A 17140-nucleotide genomic window follows, 5' to 3' on the forward strand; every position below is an offset into this window, starting at 1 on the left:
GGAAGGGGATTTTGTTTCAGAAAAAATGAATGAAATGCTGTGATTTTCTTAAACTTTTCAGCCCCCGTCCGGCGTCTGTTATATGAAAAGGGTCCCTTATGCATCTTGGCTGTTGCGGGACGAAAGAAAAAATCCATGATCTGCGGATATCATGGATTTTTTTCTTTCTTTATCTGATGTAGCGGTCTCCGACAAGCAGCTTGGAGATGACGGAGGTCGGTATTGTAAACTCTGTAACGCCCATATATCCGGGTGCCGCTTCGTATTCATCAAATGAAATAACAAGTTTGTGCTTATCTGTAATATAAAAATTCTGGTCGGCGCGGATGGCTTTAAAAGGCTCCGTCATATCATCATCTTCGACCCAGTATATTTTATTCGGATCTTCTTTCATCTGTTTTTTCATTTGTTCTTTAATATTTTGGCTGATGACTTTAATATAACGGTCATCTTTAAATAAACTCTTTAATGTAAGCACGGCCTCATTCTTTTTATCAATCGTGATGTAACGGCTTTGCGTATAGGATGAAGCTTGCGTTTTTTCGATATCACGGCGGATTGAGATCAAATCCGCTGTGTCAGTAACGGTTTCATAATCGCTGTAAATACTGAGGTGGCCTTTTTTGCTTTTTGAGGTCGCCTTCATAAATTCCTGATACAGCTCTTTGCTTTCTTTCATATAATGCCGGTTGATGCTGTCTTCGAGTTTATGATCGGAAAGGCCGGACAGAGCGGGCGTTTTCACATCAATGCTTGATTGGTTCTTTTCTTCCTTCATCTCCGTGAATGTGATGGCTTGGACGACTTTGCCGATGACGGGGATTTTAGACATGGCTTGTGCGGCATCCGGATTGATATTGACAACGGCGGTAAATAAGACGGCCGCAGCGACTGCCGCGGATGTCGGCCACATCACGATTCGTTTTTTCTTCGGTTTCTGCTGAAGGGCTTTTTCGACAATGCTGTCCAGTTCCTTAGGAATGGGCACACTTTTATACTCTTCTCTTAATTGTTCTAATCTCTTTTCCATTAAGAAAGATCCTCCTTTGTCAGCTGAATGCGCATGAGCTTCAGCCCCCTGTAAAGGCGTGTTTTGACGGTGTTGATGTTTTCCCCCGTGATGTCCGCGATTTCTTCTAATTTCAGGTCTTCAAAGAAACGCAGAATGATAATGGTTTTATATTGATGCGGCAGGTCATCAAGCGCTTCGTGAAGGTCCGTGTCTTTGTAGTGATCTTCCTTTCCGCGGCTTAAAAACTCAATCGTTTCATCGTCCATCACTTTCAGTTTTTTCTGTTTGCGGAGAAAATCAATGGCCGTGCGCACTAAAATTTTATAAAACCAGCTTTTGATCACATCGGGGTTTTTGACGGATTCGACCGATGTCAGCGCTTTTTGAATTGATTCCTGAACAATATCTAACGCGTCATCCTTGTTCTTTACGTAACTGTACGCAAGCCGGTAAAAGTCTTCCTTGCGCTCAGTTATGCACGTCACAAGCGACGCTTTGGCTGTTTCGTTCTTCATTGCTTCAAAGGGCTCCTTTTTTAAAAATACGTATCATAGGCTGCTGCCTAAGGATAGACGGGACAGGGTGAAAAATAGTTTGCGCAGAGGGGATCATTTTTAAAAGGAAAAGGAAGGAAAGACGAAGAGATGAAAAAAAGAGCCGGAACGGCTCTTTTTCGGATGTGTCTGATATTCAGCTGAACGGTTTAGTTCGGTTTGACTAAGATTTTCACTTGGTTTTTCTCTTTGATTAAAGCGCCGAAGCCTTCTTCAATCAGATCGTCGAGCACGATTTTTTTCGTGACGAGCTTATCTGCTGAGAAGTAGCCCTCTTTCATCAGTGCAAGAACGGAAGGGAAGATGTCACGGTATCCGATAATGCCTTTTACGGTCCGTTCTTTGATGACGATATCGTTCGGATGAATTTCCGCTCCTTTTTCCCAGATGCTGACGATAACCGTTTCACCGGCAATGTTTGTTGACTGGATCGCCTGGCGGAGAACGACAGGAACGCCTGTTACTTCATAAGAAACATCAACGCCGCCGTTTGTGCGTTTAGCGATTTCTTCAACGACATCGTCCGTTTTTGACGGATCAATGATGATAGCGCCGAGTTCTTTCGCTTTTTCCTGACGTTCCGGTGAAAGTTCAACCGCGTAAATATCTGTGGCGCCGGCCGCTTTCAGGGCTTCAATCACAAGCAGCCCGATCGGTCCGCAGCCAAAAACTGCCGCCTTGTCGCCCGCTTTCAATTTGCTTTGGCGGACGGCGTAAAGCGCTACCGCTGACGGCTCAACAAGCGCGCCCTGTTCGTAAGAAAGCTCTTCAGGAAGCTTAAACAGCAATTCTTCGTCAACGGATACATATTCAGAAAATCCGCCGCCGCCTCCGGCTAAGCCTAAGAATCCCATTTGTTCATCAAGGTTATAGGCTCCCTGGTGTCCGTGTGTGGCAAAAATCGGTTCCACGACGACACGGTCGCCGACGCTGTAATTTTTGACGCCTTCGCCCACTTCCACGACTTCTCCTGAGAATTCGTGACCCATCGTGACGGGAGCCATTTCGTTTGTTAACGGATGAGGTTTGCCGACCGGAATAAAGATCGGGCCTCCCAAATATTCATGAAGGTCGCTTCCGCAAATCCCGCACCATTTGACTTTAATTTTGACTTTACCCGGTTCTGCTTTAGGTTCATCAATGTTTTCGATTCGAATGTCTTTTTGATTGTGCCATCTTGCCGCTTTCATTGATTATCACTCCTAGTCTGATTGAAACGAGTATAGGTACATGATCAATATGAACCACGGTTAAAAGGAATAAAGTGCCTGCTTCCTAAAGCCTGATTTCTCAAAATATATCATATTATGCAACTATCAATAGGCCTTATAAAAAGTCCATATTGAATGCAGAAATACTCTATGAATATTATAACGCTAATGAATTAAATTTTGTAGTATAATTTACCATGGAATTATATAGAACAGGAAATTGTGCCGTCGTTATGTGCACGTCTCATCACGTTGTAATGAACATGTAAAGTGATTGAAATATTATAATCGTCTTCTTGGTGTATAATTTTGCCTAGAATAAAGAATCAGGAGGACGAAAGCTTGAAGAAGTTATTCTTAGCCTTATTGATTTTAGCAGGAAGCACGCTGGGAGCGATCAGTTACTCTTCTGATGCAAGTGCTAAAAAAGTGAACGGAAATATTACATGGTATAATGGAGTCGGTAAAAAAGGATCTTCCGGTAAAAAACTGGGACACTGGGATTGCGCGACAAAATTAGGATTTGACGTTCCGAGAAACGGAACGAAAATCAGAGCTTATGCGAAAGCAAAACCGAAAAAGGTTATTACCGTATACAAAAATGATGTAGGCCGTATGCCGAATGCCGTATTGGATGTCAGCCCGAAAGCGTTCAAAGCGCTCGGATATCCATTAAGCAAAGGAAGAGTATCCGGACACTACAGCTATTAAAATAGACCATCTTAAAAAGCAAGGACACTGATTCTTGCTTTTTCTGATTGACGGAGAGATTGATAATGAAGAAGAAACGATGGATCTGGATGTTGCTGGCCGCCGTTTTGGCGGCGGCGGTCATCGCGGCCGTTTTACTGATTAAAGGAAAAAGCGACGGCGGCGGGAAAGCCGTTGTCTCCGGCGGCCATGACAAGCTGCTTGTTTCCATTACAGACAAAGATCTGATGACGAAATATTACGAAGACGGCCGCGTGCTGTACGAGGAAAAGCTTTCGGCATATCCGGCGTTTGCGCTGGATGACGCCCATCAGGTGCTCTATTTTGTCGGGAATAATGACCAAAATGAGATGCGTCTGTATAAGCTTGATCTGAAGACGAAAAAGAAGACGGTGCTTTATAAAGGAACGGCAAGCGCTGACAGTCTGTTTTTATCAAAGGATCTGACGCACATTTATTTCCGTCTCGGAAAAGCGGATGAAGATATTTTCCGTCTCGCATCTTTTGATTTGAAAACGAAACGTTACGAAAATCTGTATCCCGCCGCCGATGAGAAAGACGACAGTGTGAGCAGCTTCTTTTATAACCGCAGCCAAAACGATTTTGCGCTTCTGCATTATTCCGTGAAAGAGGATTATCAAAAAACGGATGAGGCAAATGAGAAGGGGATTGACCCTGAACCGACGAATATCCGGTTTGCAGCAGGAGCGGGAGAACACCTTCAGGATCTGACAAACCTTGAACAGTTTATCAGCGACGTGGCGGTGTCACCGGACGGAAAGAACCTTGTCTTTACATCTTATACACAAAAAGGGACGGAACAAAAAGCGTCCATCCGTCTGATGAATGTCAAGTCGAAAAAAGATGAAACGATTATCTCAAACGGGAAGGACTTCACTCCGCTGATTGATGCCCAGCCTCAGTTTTCTAAAGACGGCAGCATTATTTATTTCATGGCGGAAGCAAAAGGCGCTAAGCGTCTGAAGGATGAAACGGGGCGGAATGCGAAGGTCCGGACCATTTATGCTTATCATTTGGATACGAAAAAATGCGAAAAAGTCTGGGAAAATGACAACGGCATTATCAACAGTTTTTCCGTCATCCAATCATGAAAAAAACACTCAGCGCCCGCTGGGTGTTTTTTAATGAACAAAGCTGGCTGCGGCTGAGGCGAGCCATTTGAAAAAACGGAGAATCGGAACGGCAAAATGAAGCGTTTCGATGAATGACTGGCGGCAAGGTTCATTTTCCGCCGTTTTGCCATTTCCTTCAGATCTTTCTGCTGCCGATCGTTTTTCATGTTCATTGCTCCTTTACATCATAAAAGGGCATGATAACGCAAAGGCCTCTCATGAGACATGGAGGCCTTCTCTATGTTGAGACTCGTAAAAGGGAGGTCTAACTTGATGCCGTTTGATTATTGTTTTGGAGATTTACCAACGAACGGACGCCGTCGATCATTTTACTGCCGCAAAGGGGGCAAGTCGGGGTATCACTGCCGGCAAAATTCTTTCTGCTCCAGCCGATACAGTCCTCTTTTGTGCATTCCCACGTACTGACATCTTCTTTAGGCAGCGGTTCCTGATTACGTTTGTTGTAGTAAGACATAAAGTCACTTCTTCCCTTATGAATTTTCGTGCACTCCTTCATTGTCTCATACTTTTCCCTAATCTCCTAATTCCTTTTTCTATCCAGATTTCCAATGAGGGTGCATCGTCTTCCTGTTATTACAGTATATGCAAATAAGTGTCTTCTTATTTTTTCTTTTTGGATAAATAAAAAAGCCCCTTCTCTAAAAGGGGTGATATTTGTTTACTGCTTATCCGTGACGTCCATCGGTCTCATCATGTCGTAATCTTCGTGTTCTAAAATATGACAGTGCCATACGTAGCGTCCGCTGTAAGGAGCGAAGGTCGCCGCGATTCTGATGACCTCTCCCGAGTGCGCCTGCACGGTATCTTTCCAGCCTTTTTCACTTGGAGGAGGCGGGACGGCTGGCCCTGTATACACAATGTCGCCGAATTTGTTATAACGCTCTAAGTCAAAAGGACGCCGGTCAAGGATTTGGAAGGAAACAAGATGCAGGTGTATCGGATGGGTTCCCCCCATCGGATTGATAATCGACCAGATTTCCGTTGTGCCGAGCTTCGGCGCTTCTGTCACAGGATCATGCCATCGCTTGTTATTCAGCGTCAAAACGGGCCGGCCGTATTTGTCTTGCGTATTTGTGAGTTTAAGCGTCCTGATATTGTGTATTCTCTTTGATGTTACATTAGGCATTGTTGAAAGATATTTAGGCTTCCGGCTTGTGTCTTCTCCCTTCAGCGGTTTTGTGACGCGGAATTGCATCACATTGGCGTCTGTATCCGGATCGACGTCGCCCCCGCAGCCGGTGCCGTTCGTTAAAATGATATGTTCTCCGTCAAAGGCGGAGAAATCGATGAGCACATCATACCGCTCTGCCGGGGCTAAGCTGATAGATTGTGTTTTGACAGAGCGGGGAAGCAGTCCGCCGTCAGAACCGATTTGGATAAACTTGCCGCCGTTATTGAGCGAGAGAGAAAATGTTCTTGTATTGGAGGCATTAAGGATGCGGAAACGATATGTCCGCGGTTCAACTTCCATATACGGCCACGCTTTACCATTGACGAGAATGGTATTTCCGCAAAAAAACGGGACGATGGAAGGGTCGGGCAGCGTTTCGGAAGGGGTAGCAGGTCCGCTCGGATAAGACAAGGAACCGTCGTCATTTAACGTGCGGTCCAAAATCATAAGCGGTACGTCGTACTCTCCGGAGGGAAGCTTCAGCTGCTTTTCTTTTCTCTCGCGAATGATATACATCCCGGCAAGCCCGGCGTACACATTGAGCCTCGTAATCGCCATGGCGTGATCGTGATACCATAACAGAGCCCCGCGCTGTTTGTTTGGATAATGGTATACCTCTTTCTCAAAATAAGGACCCGTTTCCTTAAAATCCTTTGTGAACCAGGCTTCCGGGTAGCCGTCGCTGTCCGGCGGGGTTGCTCCTCCGTGTAAATGGACGACGGTTTTGACATCGGGTTCCTGATGGCCGCTTTCTGAATGGTGAATGGTATGATCCACAGGCAGAAAATGCTTATCCGGAAGGTCATTCATCCATTTAATATAGACGTTCTCATCTTTGTTCACCTCGATCGTCGGGCCGGGAAATAAACCGTTATACCCCCACAGCCGGGTGGGCGGGAGATCGCGGTGCAGCTTGTGAAAGCATTCCTTCATGGTGACTTCATAATACGTGCTGCCGTCTGATTTCTTCTGCGGCTGGAGTGTTTCGATAATCGGCAGTTCATCTGCAAATTTTTCTAGTGCCATTTTTCATCCTGTCCTTATCAATTATTGAAATCCTGTACTACAGTTAATGCTGCCTTGAACAGGTTGGTTAAAAAAACACCCGCCCTTTTTTGAGGGGGGGGGTGTTTGCGGTTATTGCGCAACCCGGCTTTCGGAAGCGCTCTCTTTCGGTTTTTGTTTTTTGCGGAATACATATGAGGCAAGTACCAGCAGAGTAATAAATCCTGTCAGCAGAAATTCAGACCGCATTGAACTGATAAACAGCATAGATAACAAGATGGCGCAAATGGCGATGATCGTCAGGTAGGTTAAGTACGGATAGAACCACATTTTGATTTTAAGAGATTCAGGGTTTGTCCGTTCGATTTTCTTTCTCATTCTCAGATGTGAGACGGCGATAACGAGATAAACGAGCAGTGCGATCGCCCCTGATGAATTGACCAGGAACAAAAATACGGAGTCGGGAGAAAAGTAGTTCATAACAACGGCAATATAGGAGAAAAAGGTGCCGGCGATAATGGCTTGAACCGGTACGCCTCTTTTACTCAGTTTCATAAAACGCCGCGGCGCTTCATTTCGCTCTGCCAGTGAATACAGCATCCGTGACGTCGTATAAAGCCCGGAGTTCAGGCAGGACAGAACGGCTGTCAGGACGATGAAATTCATGATTTGAGCGGCTGCGGGAACCCCGATATGGCTCAAAACGGCAACGAAGGGGCTTTCCAAAATATTGGCTGAATCCCACGGCAGCAGTGTGACCACAACCGCAATGGAACCGACGTAAAAAATAATGATCCGCCAAACGACTGAGCGGGTCGCCTTTGTGACGGATTCGACCGGATTTGACGTTTCTCCCGCTGCGATTGCGACGATTTCAGATCCCATGAAAGAAAAAATGACAACGACGATGCCGAGCAGAACGGAACTTGGACCTTTAGGGAAAAATCCGCCGCTGCCCGCCAGATTTTCCAGCCCGACCGGTTTGCTGCCGGGGACGATTCCGAAAATGAACGCAAATCCCGCGATTAAGAAGACAACGATCGTCGCTACCTTCACTAAGGAAAGCCAGTATTCAAATTCGCCGAACGATTTAACTGAATAAATATTCGTCAGTGTTAACAGCACGGTCAGAAGCAGACTCGTCAGCCATAACGGAATGCCCGGGAACCAGTACTGTATGATTCCGGCGCCTGCAATGGCTTCAATGGCAATGACGATGACCCAGAAAAACCAATACAGCCATCCGATCGTAAAACCGGCCCAAGGACCGATGGCGTCATGCGCGTACTGTGAAAACGAACCGCTTGTCGGGTTGACGGAGGACATTTCCCCCAGCATTCTCATAATAAAAATAACTAATAGTCCTGCTAATGCGTAGGAGACAATCGCTCCGGGTCCGGTGGAATGAATGACGGATCCGCTTCCGACAAATAATCCGGCGCCGATCACGCCGGCAATTGAAATCATAGTCATATGCCGGGTTTTTAATCCCTTTGATAAAGAGTTAGGCTGATTCATTCTTTGCCTCCTTTTGGTTTGTTTATGCTGAATATTCCGACAAGTATTATTCTATCATAAATGCCACAGGCAGTTGAAAATGATGTAAGAAAATATGACATTTTTTCTCGTCCGTACAGCAGAAGGTGCCGGGATGAAAGAGGAACATGCCATTGACCATTCACACGTTCATATGGAGCCTCTCCAGCTGAAATAAAGCTTCCTTTCTAAAGGGAGCTTTTTCCTTTTTCAGACTGGAAACAATTCGCTGGAAACGTTTTTTTATACTGTTTATATTTTGTGGTAAAGTTAGGTTACGATAATTGAAATTTGAGAGATGACTAGGAGGAGAAGAATGGCTTATAAAGAAGAGCTGCATCCGCTGCTGGAGAAAGCCGTTGAGCATATTGAAAACATCATCATAGGAAAACGGGATATCGCCATACTCAGTCTGGCCGCCATTCTCGCAAAAGGGCATGTGCTGCTGGAAGACGTGCCGGGAGTCGGAAAAACGATGATGGTCCGCGCTTTGGCCAAACTGATCGGAGCTGACTTTAAGAGGATTCAGTTCACGCCGGATCTTCTGCCGTCAGATGTGACGGGTGTCTCTATTTATAATACGAAAACGATGGAATTTGAATACCGCCCTGGACCGATCATGGGGAATATCGTGCTGGCTGATGAAATTAACAGAACCTCTCCGAAAACGCAGTCTTCTCTGCTTGAGGCAATGGAGGAAGGGAATGTCACCATTGACGGAAAGACAATGCGGCTGGCTGAGCCGTTTTTCGTCATGGCCACACAAAACCCGGTTGAATATGAAGGAACGTATCCGCTTCCCGAAGCCCAGCTTGACCGGTTTTTATTTAAGCTGCGCATGGGCTACCCGACTGCCGAGGAGGAGCTTCGGGTTCTGTCTTTGCAGGAAGGGCGCAATCCGCTTGAAACAATCGAGCCCGTCATTTCTAAAGAACAGTTTATCAGCCTTCAGCAAAAACTGGAGCAGGTGCGGGTGGATGATGGAATAAAAGCGTATATCGTCGACATTACTCAGCATACCCGCCGGCATCCGTCCGTACATCTGGGCGTAAGTCCGCGCGGTTCAATCTCATTAATGAAAGCCGCGCAGGCGTACGCGCTGCTTCATGACCGCGATTACGTCATTCCTGATGACGTCCAGTATTTGGCTCCGTATACGCTGCCGCACAGAATGATCTTGACCGCCGAGGCGAAATTTAACGATGTGACACCGGAAGCGGTTATAGAAGACATCATGCAAACGGAAAAAGTCCCCGTCCAAAGGATGTCGGTCCGCTAATGAGAAAGAAGATGCATTGGCTTCTATATGGATGGAAGCTGCTTATGTTGGCCGTACTGACGGCGGCTGTCTTTTCTTATGCCATGTTTCAGGGCGGATTTGTGAGCTGGTTTTTATTTTATGCGTTTTTGCCGTTTACCGTTTACGCCGGGCTGGTCGCTGTGTACCCGCTGCGGGCGTTTCAGGTGACGCGTGACGTGTCCTCCGCCCAGTTAACCTCAGGCGACAGGCTGTCTGTCACCATCAGGCTGGCGAGGCGCCTGCCGTTTCCGCTGACATATATGGTCATTGAAGATGTGATGCCGGAAACGCTTGGCGAGAGGCGCAGTGCGAAACAGCTTGTGTTTCCGTGGTTTCAAAGGAAGCTGACGTTACAATATGAGCTGCCGCAGGTGCCGCGCGGAGAGCATCATTTACATACGATAAGAGTGCGGACGGGAGATGTTCTCGGGCTTTTGGACAAGACGGCGTCGTTTTCCGTTACGGATACGGTTCTGGTTTTCCCGGCGTACGGGTCTGTTCACTATAAGCCGCAGGCTGCCTCCGGGGAAGAGGGTGCGGCTGCCGGCGCTCCGTTTCAGGTACACCGCTCCGCAATGGCTGCGAGCGTCAGAAATTATCAGCCGGGCGACCGGTTTTCCGCACTTGACTGGAAAACATCGGCGCGGCGAAATGAGCTGATGACGAAGGAATTTGACCCGCTGCAGAGTGTGAATATGATTCTCCTTTTGGACTGCAGGCCGTCCCCATCGTTTGAAGCCGCGGTATCCGCTTCGGCATCCCTGCTTTACACGGCGCTTGTGAAGGGCTCTCCCGCAGGATTTATCTCATTGGGGAGAGACCGGACTGTATTTCCCGTCCGGGAGGGAGACCGGCATTTCAGAAAGATGCTGCGTTACCTGGCATCAGCTTCAGAATCGGAAGAAGCCGATGCAGGCGGGCGTTTAGGAAAAGAGCTGGCGGATCCGCGTGTCCGCAAAGCTTCCATTGCCGTCGTGACGGGCAGTCTTACAGAAGACCTTCTCAAACAGGCTGAGCCCGGCCGTGCTGACATGACGGTGTTTTTGGCGAAAGAAACGAATGCCGCGCTTTCGGAGAAAGAACGGAAACTCGCTCTCATCTTCGCTCAAAAAAATATTAAGGTGCAAATGATCAGGGACAAACGGGTGTCCCATGTTGTTTAGAAAGAGAGGTGGCGCGCCATGCCGCATGACGAGAACCAGGGAAGCAGGCTGAGTCTGCTGCTGTTTTATTTTCTCGCTTTTTTATTGTTATGGGAATGGCTCAGGCCGCTGCACAATTTTACGGATACAAAACATACCGGTTTTTTCATCGTTTTTATCGGTTTGGCATTTCTGCTGTCATTCTTCCGGATGAGGTGGTACGTCACCGTGCCGTCCTGCATTCTGTTTACGTTGATCAGTATTCACATCCTGTTTTATAAAGGTTCGGTTTTTCAGCCGGAATGGCTCGTTTCTTTTTTGCGGGACGTGATGCAAAATGCCCGCCACATCGGGTCCGGAAGATGGAATGACATGAACCCGTCATTCCGCACGTTGCTGTTTTTTGTGCTTTTATGGCTGCTCGTGTATTTGCTGCATTACTGGGTGATCTATCAGCGGAAAATATTATTCTTTTTTATCATGACGGTAGCGTATATCACCGTGCTTGATACGTTTACTCCCTATGATGCCGCGTACGCCGTCATCCGGATCGTCTTTATCGGCTTTTTGATGATGGGGCTTTTGTATATGGAGCGCATCCGGCTTACGGAACATATAGCGTTTAAAAAAAGATTGATACTCAAATGGTTTCTGCCGCTGATGCTGTTTATCTGCGCTTCCGTCGTGTTCGGTCTGGCTGCTCCGAAATCAGACCCGAACTGGCCGGACCCCGTGCCGTTTCTTAAAAAAATAACAAACCACAAAGAAGTGCCCGCCGCCGAAAGCAAAATCGGCTACGGCAATCATGATGAAACATTGGGCGGTCCTTTTCAGCAGGATGATACGCCGGTTTTTACATGGAAAGGAAAAGAACGGGCGTACTTCCGGGTGGAAACGAAGGATACATACACGGGGAAAGGCTGGGTGGAGACCGATCAGGGCATGTCTTATAAACTGAACGGCGGCAACGTGGAAGATATATGGTTTGACCGGAGTGTGCAGACGAGACGGTATACGGCACAGGTGTCCATTGATGAGAATTATCTCTATAATCACGTCATGTATCCGATCGGCGTCTCCAATATTAAACCGAAGCACTCGATTCAGCTTGAAATGAACGGAAACACCGAGCAAATTACGCCGGTCAGTGAACAAGTGGGCAACATCCGCAATATGGGAAGGTACACGGTGACCTTTCAGGCGCCCGTCTTTAAGCTGAATGATCTCAGAAAAGTGAAAGTGAAACGATACCGTGAGCAGAATCAATTCAATGACCGGTATTTACAGGTCCCCGACAGCCTTCCGAAAAGAGTGAGACAGCTTGCGGACAGACTGACGCGGGATCATCATAATATGTTCGATAAAGCGAAGGCGATCGAGGATTATCTCGGATCTTCCGCATTTTCGTATAATACACAGGATGTCGCGGTTCCGGAGCACAATCAGGATTATGTCGATCAATTTCTGTTTGAAACGAAAAGAGGATATTGTGATAACTTTTCATCGGCAATGGCGGTGCTGCTCCGCTCCGCGGGAATTCCCGCCCGTTGGGTGAAGGGCTATACATCCGGCGAATATAAAGGGGCAGGCGACCATAACGGCCACATTTATGAAGTCACAAACAACAACGCCCATTCGTGGGTAGAAGTGTATTTTCCCGATCAGGGCTGGGTGACGTTTGAGCCGACAAAAGGCTTCACCAATCCGACGGAGTTTACGTCAGAGCAAAATCATACCGCGGCAAAAGACAGCGGAGGCTCAGCGGGGAATTCGGATGCACCGTCTGACAAGCAGCGTCAGGAAACAAAGCCGGAAAAAGAAGAAACACCGAAAAAGCGGGATCACAGCGCGGTACCGCATCCTGTGATCCGCAACAAAACCGCGGCACACCTGTGGCCGTATGCAGCCATCGCCATCGTGATTTCAGCCGCGGCGGCACTCGTCTGGCTGTTCCGGGCGCGCTGGATTCCGCACGTTACAGCAGCCAGATTGAAGCGGCGCACGGATGAAGACGTCTTTTTCGACGCATATGCCGCGCTGCTCCGCCAGCTGAAACGAAAAGGTTTCAGCAGGGGAGACGGAGAAACACTGCGCGATTTTGCTGCGAGGATTGACGAGGCGCACCATACAAACGACATGTCCGAGCTGACGTTGCGCTATGAGCGGGCCTTATACCGCAGGGATAATGCCGCAAAGCTTTGGAATGAATCAGGACAGTTGTGGGAAAATATAATTAAAACAAGATAGTCTTGACCGCATATCGTCCTGTTGTTAGAATAAATGAATGTTAAATGGGAGCCCGGGAGCGTTAAAAAGCCGGGCTTCCGTACAAGTCTTGCGCGACAGAGGGCTGAACGTTTGTCCTCCGTTTTTTCTGTGTCAAAAACTTAGAGGAGATTAGGTGACAACCATGACGAAGTTAGTGAATGAAATGATTCTTGTTCTTGATTTCGGCAGTCAGTATAACCAGCTGATTACCCGCCGGATCCGTGAATTTGGCGTATATAGCGAGCTGCACCCCCATACGTTGACAGCTGAGGAAATCAAAGAAATGAATCCAAAAGGAATTATCCTTTCAGGCGGACCGAACAGTGTATATGATGAAGGATCTTTCCGCTGTGATGAAAAAATCTTTGAACTCGATATTCCTGTATTGGGCATCTGCTACGGCATGCAGCTGATGACTCATTACCTCGGAGGGAAAGTCGAGGCGGCAAGCCAGCGCGAATACGGAAAAGCGAACATTCAGATTCAAGGAACTCCTGACTTGTTCAAGGATCTTCCGGAAGAACAGGTTGTGTGGATGAGCCACGGCGATTTGGTTGTAGAAGTTCCTGAAGGCTTCACTGTTGACGCAACAAGCCATCACTGCCCGAATTCAGCGATGAGCAAAGCGGACAAGAATTGGTATGGCGTTCAGTTCCACCCGGAAGTGCGCCACTCTGAATACGGCAATGATCTTCTGAAAAACTTTGTATTCGGCGTTTGCGATTGTGAAGGCAAATGGTCAATGGAAAACTTTATCGAAATCGAAATGCAAAAAATCCGTGAAACAGTCGGAGACAAACAGGTTCTTTGCGCGCTAAGCGGCGGTGTTGATTCCTCTGTTGTGGCTGCTTTAATTCATAAAGCGATCGGCGACCAGCTGACTTGTATTTTCGTCGATCACGGCCTGCTCCGTAAAGGCGAAGCGGAAGGCGTCATGAAAACGTTCAGCGAAGGCTTTAATATGAATGTCATTAAAGTTGATGCGAAAGACAGATTCTTAAACAAGCTGAAAGGTGTTTCTGATCCTGAGCAAAAACGCAAAATCATCGGCAACGAATTCATTTACGTGTTTGATGATGAAGCGGACAAGCTGAAAGGCATCGATTACCTTGCGCAAGGAACGCTTTACACGGATATTATCGAGAGCGGTACTGCAACGGCGCAAACGATCAAATCGCATCACAATGTCGGCGGACTTCCTGAAGATATGCAGTTTGAACTGATAGAGCCGCTGAACACCCTTTTCAAAGACGAAGTGCGCGCGCTTGGCACGGAGCTCGGCCTTCCGGATGATATCGTATGGCGTCAGCCGTTCCCTGGCCCTGGCCTTGGCATCCGCGTACTCGGTGAAGTAACGGAAGAAAAACTTGAGATCGTTCGTGAATCAGACGCGATTCTGCGTGAAGAAGTGGCGAACCACGGCCTAGAGCGCGACATCTGGCAGTACTTCACGGTTCTTCCTGACATCCGCAGCGTCGGTGTCATGGGAGATGCGAGAACGTATGATTACACAATCGGTATCCGTGCCGTAACATCAATCGACGGCATGACATCTGACTGGGCGCGTATCCCTTGGGATGTGCTTGAAGTGATTTCGACACGGATCGTCAACGAAGTGAAACACATCAACCGCGTCGTGTATGACATTACGAGCAAGCCGCCTGCAACGATTGAGTGGGAATAGTCAAAAGAAGCTTAGAATCCTTGGTTTATAAGGGTTCTAAGCTCTTGTTTTTTCAAAAAATAAATTTATTCTTCTAAACCAATTTTATAAAAGTCTCACTTGAAAGCTTCTTTTCCAATAAAACACCTTCATATTGTTCTTTGATAAAATAGTTCTGAAGATCAAATTCATCTTCAAGATATACGTCTATAATTCTCTGGAATAATGACTCTGCATAACTCTCTGCAAAATTTACTAAGTAAGGTATAAGGTTTTTTGCTACATAACCATTATGAACAATTTGATTTCTAGACTTATATATATAATCAATTGTTAACTTAACTTCATCTTTTTTGTTTCGGAGCATCTGTAAAGCCTTTTTATTATTTTGATAAAAATCAAGAGTATCTTCAATACTATCTAAAAAGCTTTCTTTTGTGGTATAAGACAATAAATCCTTCATCCGTTTGTGAAATTTAACCAGTGAAACTACTGAGTCCTCAGACCGCGCTTGGTAAATGCCAACATCATGGGCAAATTCCTCCGGTATATTGATGGAATCATCATTTCTAAATGAGTGTTCAGTATACTTTACAGTTAATAAAAAGAGATTATGAATTGGTCTAAATTGTTCCCAAAGAAAATACATATTTGATATTGCTTCTTTAATAAAAGTAAATTTAGATTCATTATATGCCTTTGAAATGTTTGCTAAACTTTCAATGCAAATCCAATAATTCAACAGCTTATTGTTCTCGGTTTCCCAAATAGAATTAGACATCAATTCAATTACATTAATAATAGAATTTAATTCAATGAACATATTCCTTTTTTCAAGGGCATCAATTACCTTAGAATAATCTTTCATTTGTTTAAACTTTTCATTACTAAAATAAACTGGATTATCTTTGCTGAGTTTTCTTCTAAAAACTCTGTCATCTCTACCTAAGCTAAATGCAGTACCAAAACTAGATTCGCTATCAAGATTTTTTCCTATATACTGTCCATCCCAAAAAAACTCTTTAAACTTGCTAGCAAACTTCAAATTTGCTAACCTTAAAAAAATTAAATACTTTTCTTCTGCAATTTTTTTCGCCACATTATTAGAAATAGCCTGTACTTTAACTAGTACATTACATCTACTATCAAATTTATATGTATCTTCAACAACTTCTTCTTGTTTTTTTGTGTTAAACGTTTCGTCAAACAATTCGGCATCTGGAGTTTTTTTTTCTCGGACTGGATCATATACATAAAAACCAAATATTGTATCGTTTTCATCTTTAAGAGGAGGTGCAATCATTCCCCATACAGGAAATATAAAAAGATAGTCACTTTTCTTTGCTATTAAATTTTTTCTAAATATCTCTAATCTATCTTTTACACTTAAATTATCAATATATACTTTGGCTTGTTCAGGAGACAAGCCAGCAGGAGTATATTTGAAAAGAATAAAGATATCTTCTCCATTTACATTATATGTTTGGAATACGTCACTGAGTAAGTTTTCGATATCCTTCACACTTTTCCCTGAAGTTACTAAGTCTATAATGATATCCTTAGTTAAATTTTTAATTTTAGTTCTATCTTTTTTTAAGAATAATTTCTTTTCGATAATTTCTAATAATTCGTCAAATAATATTTGTGCAAAATTTGCTTTAGAAATTTTTTTAGAAAGTTCCTTAGCAATAACATAAACTGCCTGACTATCTTTCCTTTCCAATTTCCCTTTTAAAATGAGTAATTCATCTCTATATAATTTCATATGTCTTTCACTAATAAGATTTTCGATTAATTTTATATAAACTTTACGATTGTTGTCACTCTCAAATTTATTTAGTTCATATTCATTAATCACATCCAATAACACAAGACGAATATTAACTATATCAATTCCTATTGTCCCATTTTTCACTTGTGATATTAAAGATTTCCATTCTTCATACCAATACTCCAATGCTTTACTATATAGCGAATCTCTATTAAATTGATCTAATTGCAAAAAAACACCCCACTTTGTCTATAATTTAAAGGTAGATTTCTCTACTTTTAAATTATATCATCAAATTTTTTAAATTTCTTTTAACATTTATGATTAGAAATCAAGTTTCTATGAGACTTAGCATGATCTACGGGAAATCATTTTTAATCGGTCAGAGTCAATTTCAAATGGTTGAATGGAATGATGAGTATCTAAATTATCTTTAGCCTAAAAAAGTAGTCGTTAAGGTTTTTTTCGTTTTGATTACATATTTAAGATTTCCTACAAAGTCCACAAATAAAAAGTATCATTGTAAAAGAGTGCAAACAATTTACAAATAACAGAAATCAAGATATGCTTTAATCAAAGAACTCTTATACTGTTTAGAGAACATTGAGTGGGAATAAATGAAGATAAAAAACGTCTCTTTTT

The 17140-nt window shown here is 44.7% G+C and carries 13 protein-coding genes; 6 read left to right on the forward strand and 7 right to left on the reverse strand.

Annotation, left to right across the window (positions count from 1 at the left end; all coding sequences use genetic code 11):
• Positions 1-169: 169 nt before the first annotated feature.
• The 3 genes from rsiV to G4O42_RS03280 all read right to left on the reverse strand — a co-directional run bounded on the left by rsiV (position 170) and on the right by G4O42_RS03280 (position 2756).
• Positions 170-1030 (reverse strand): anti-sigma-V factor RsiV, encoded by an 861-nt coding sequence (gene rsiV, locus G4O42_RS03270; protein WP_007609813.1) that lies wholly within the window; start codon positions 1028-1030, stop codon positions 170-172.
• Entirely contained in the window at positions 1030-1527 is a 498-nt protein-coding gene (locus G4O42_RS03275) for an RNA polymerase sigma factor SigV (RefSeq protein ID WP_003155802.1), read from the reverse strand. Before G4O42_RS03275 ends, rsiV begins: the two co-directional genes overlap by 1 nt.
• 188 nt (positions 1528-1715) lie before the next feature.
• Complete coding sequence (locus tag G4O42_RS03280) at positions 1716-2756, reverse strand: 2,3-butanediol dehydrogenase (RefSeq protein WP_007408876.1); 1041 nt, start codon at positions 2754-2756, stop codon at positions 1716-1718.
• 363 nt (positions 2757-3119) lie between these two features.
• Between G4O42_RS03280 and G4O42_RS03285 the strand changes: the two genes are divergently transcribed.
• On the forward strand, positions 3120-3488 hold the full coding sequence (locus tag G4O42_RS03285; RefSeq protein WP_014417081.1) for a septal ring lytic transglycosylase RlpA family protein: 369 nt from the start codon (positions 3120-3122) through the stop codon (positions 3486-3488).
• 65 nt (positions 3489-3553) lie between these two features.
• Entirely contained in the window at positions 3554-4600 is a 1047-nt protein-coding gene (locus tag G4O42_RS03290) for a TolB family protein (RefSeq protein ID WP_032872563.1), read from the forward strand.
• A 286-nt stretch (positions 4601-4886) separates the two neighbouring features.
• Here the strand turns inward: G4O42_RS03290 and G4O42_RS03295 are convergent, their stop codons facing one another.
• The 3 genes from G4O42_RS03295 to gabP form a co-directional block, all read right to left on the reverse strand.
• Positions 4887-5096: a cold-shock protein gene (locus G4O42_RS03295; RefSeq protein WP_007408879.1), complete on the reverse strand. Its 210-nt coding sequence runs from the start codon at positions 5094-5096 to the stop codon at positions 4887-4889.
• A 204-nt stretch (positions 5097-5300) separates the two neighbouring features.
• Entirely contained in the window at positions 5301-6839 is a 1539-nt protein-coding gene (gene cotA, locus G4O42_RS03300; protein ID WP_032872561.1) for an outer spore coat copper-dependent laccase CotA, read from the reverse strand.
• A 111-nt stretch (positions 6840-6950) separates the two neighbouring features.
• On the reverse strand, positions 6951-8336 hold the full coding sequence (gabP, locus tag G4O42_RS03305; protein ID WP_012116987.1) for a GABA permease: 1386 nt from the start codon (positions 8334-8336) through the stop codon (positions 6951-6953).
• Between the two features lie 334 nt (positions 8337-8670).
• On the opposite strand from gabP, the gene G4O42_RS03310 reads away from it, so the two are divergent.
• The 4 genes from G4O42_RS03310 to guaA all read left to right on the forward strand — a co-directional run bounded on the left by G4O42_RS03310 (position 8671) and on the right by guaA (position 14748).
• On the forward strand, positions 8671-9633 hold the full coding sequence (locus G4O42_RS03310) for an AAA family ATPase (RefSeq protein WP_032872559.1): 963 nt from the start codon (positions 8671-8673) through the stop codon (positions 9631-9633).
• On the forward strand, positions 9633-10817 hold the full coding sequence (locus G4O42_RS03315) for a DUF58 domain-containing protein (protein WP_032872558.1): 1185 nt from the start codon (positions 9633-9635) through the stop codon (positions 10815-10817). Before G4O42_RS03310 ends, G4O42_RS03315 begins: the two co-directional genes overlap by 1 nt.
• 18 nt (positions 10818-10835) lie before the next feature.
• Positions 10836-13043: a DUF4129 domain-containing transglutaminase family protein gene (locus G4O42_RS03320; protein ID WP_032872556.1), complete on the forward strand. Its 2208-nt coding sequence runs from the start codon at positions 10836-10838 to the stop codon at positions 13041-13043.
• 163 nt (positions 13044-13206) lie between these two features.
• Positions 13207-14748 (forward strand): glutamine-hydrolyzing GMP synthase, encoded by a 1542-nt coding sequence (gene guaA / locus G4O42_RS03325; protein ID WP_007408887.1) that lies wholly within the window; start codon positions 13207-13209, stop codon positions 14746-14748.
• 73 nt (positions 14749-14821) lie between these two features.
• Here guaA and G4O42_RS03330 read toward each other — a convergent pair whose 3' ends face one another.
• Complete coding sequence (locus G4O42_RS03330) at positions 14822-16729, reverse strand: hypothetical protein (RefSeq protein ID WP_223204432.1); 1908 nt, start codon at positions 16727-16729, stop codon at positions 14822-14824.
• Positions 16730-17140 lie beyond the last annotated feature (411 nt).

The sequence above is a fragment of the Bacillus sp. LUNF1 genome (assembly GCF_011008975.1).
In the GTDB taxonomy this organism is placed as follows: Bacteria; Bacillota; Bacilli; order Bacillales; family Bacillaceae; genus Bacillus; species Bacillus velezensis.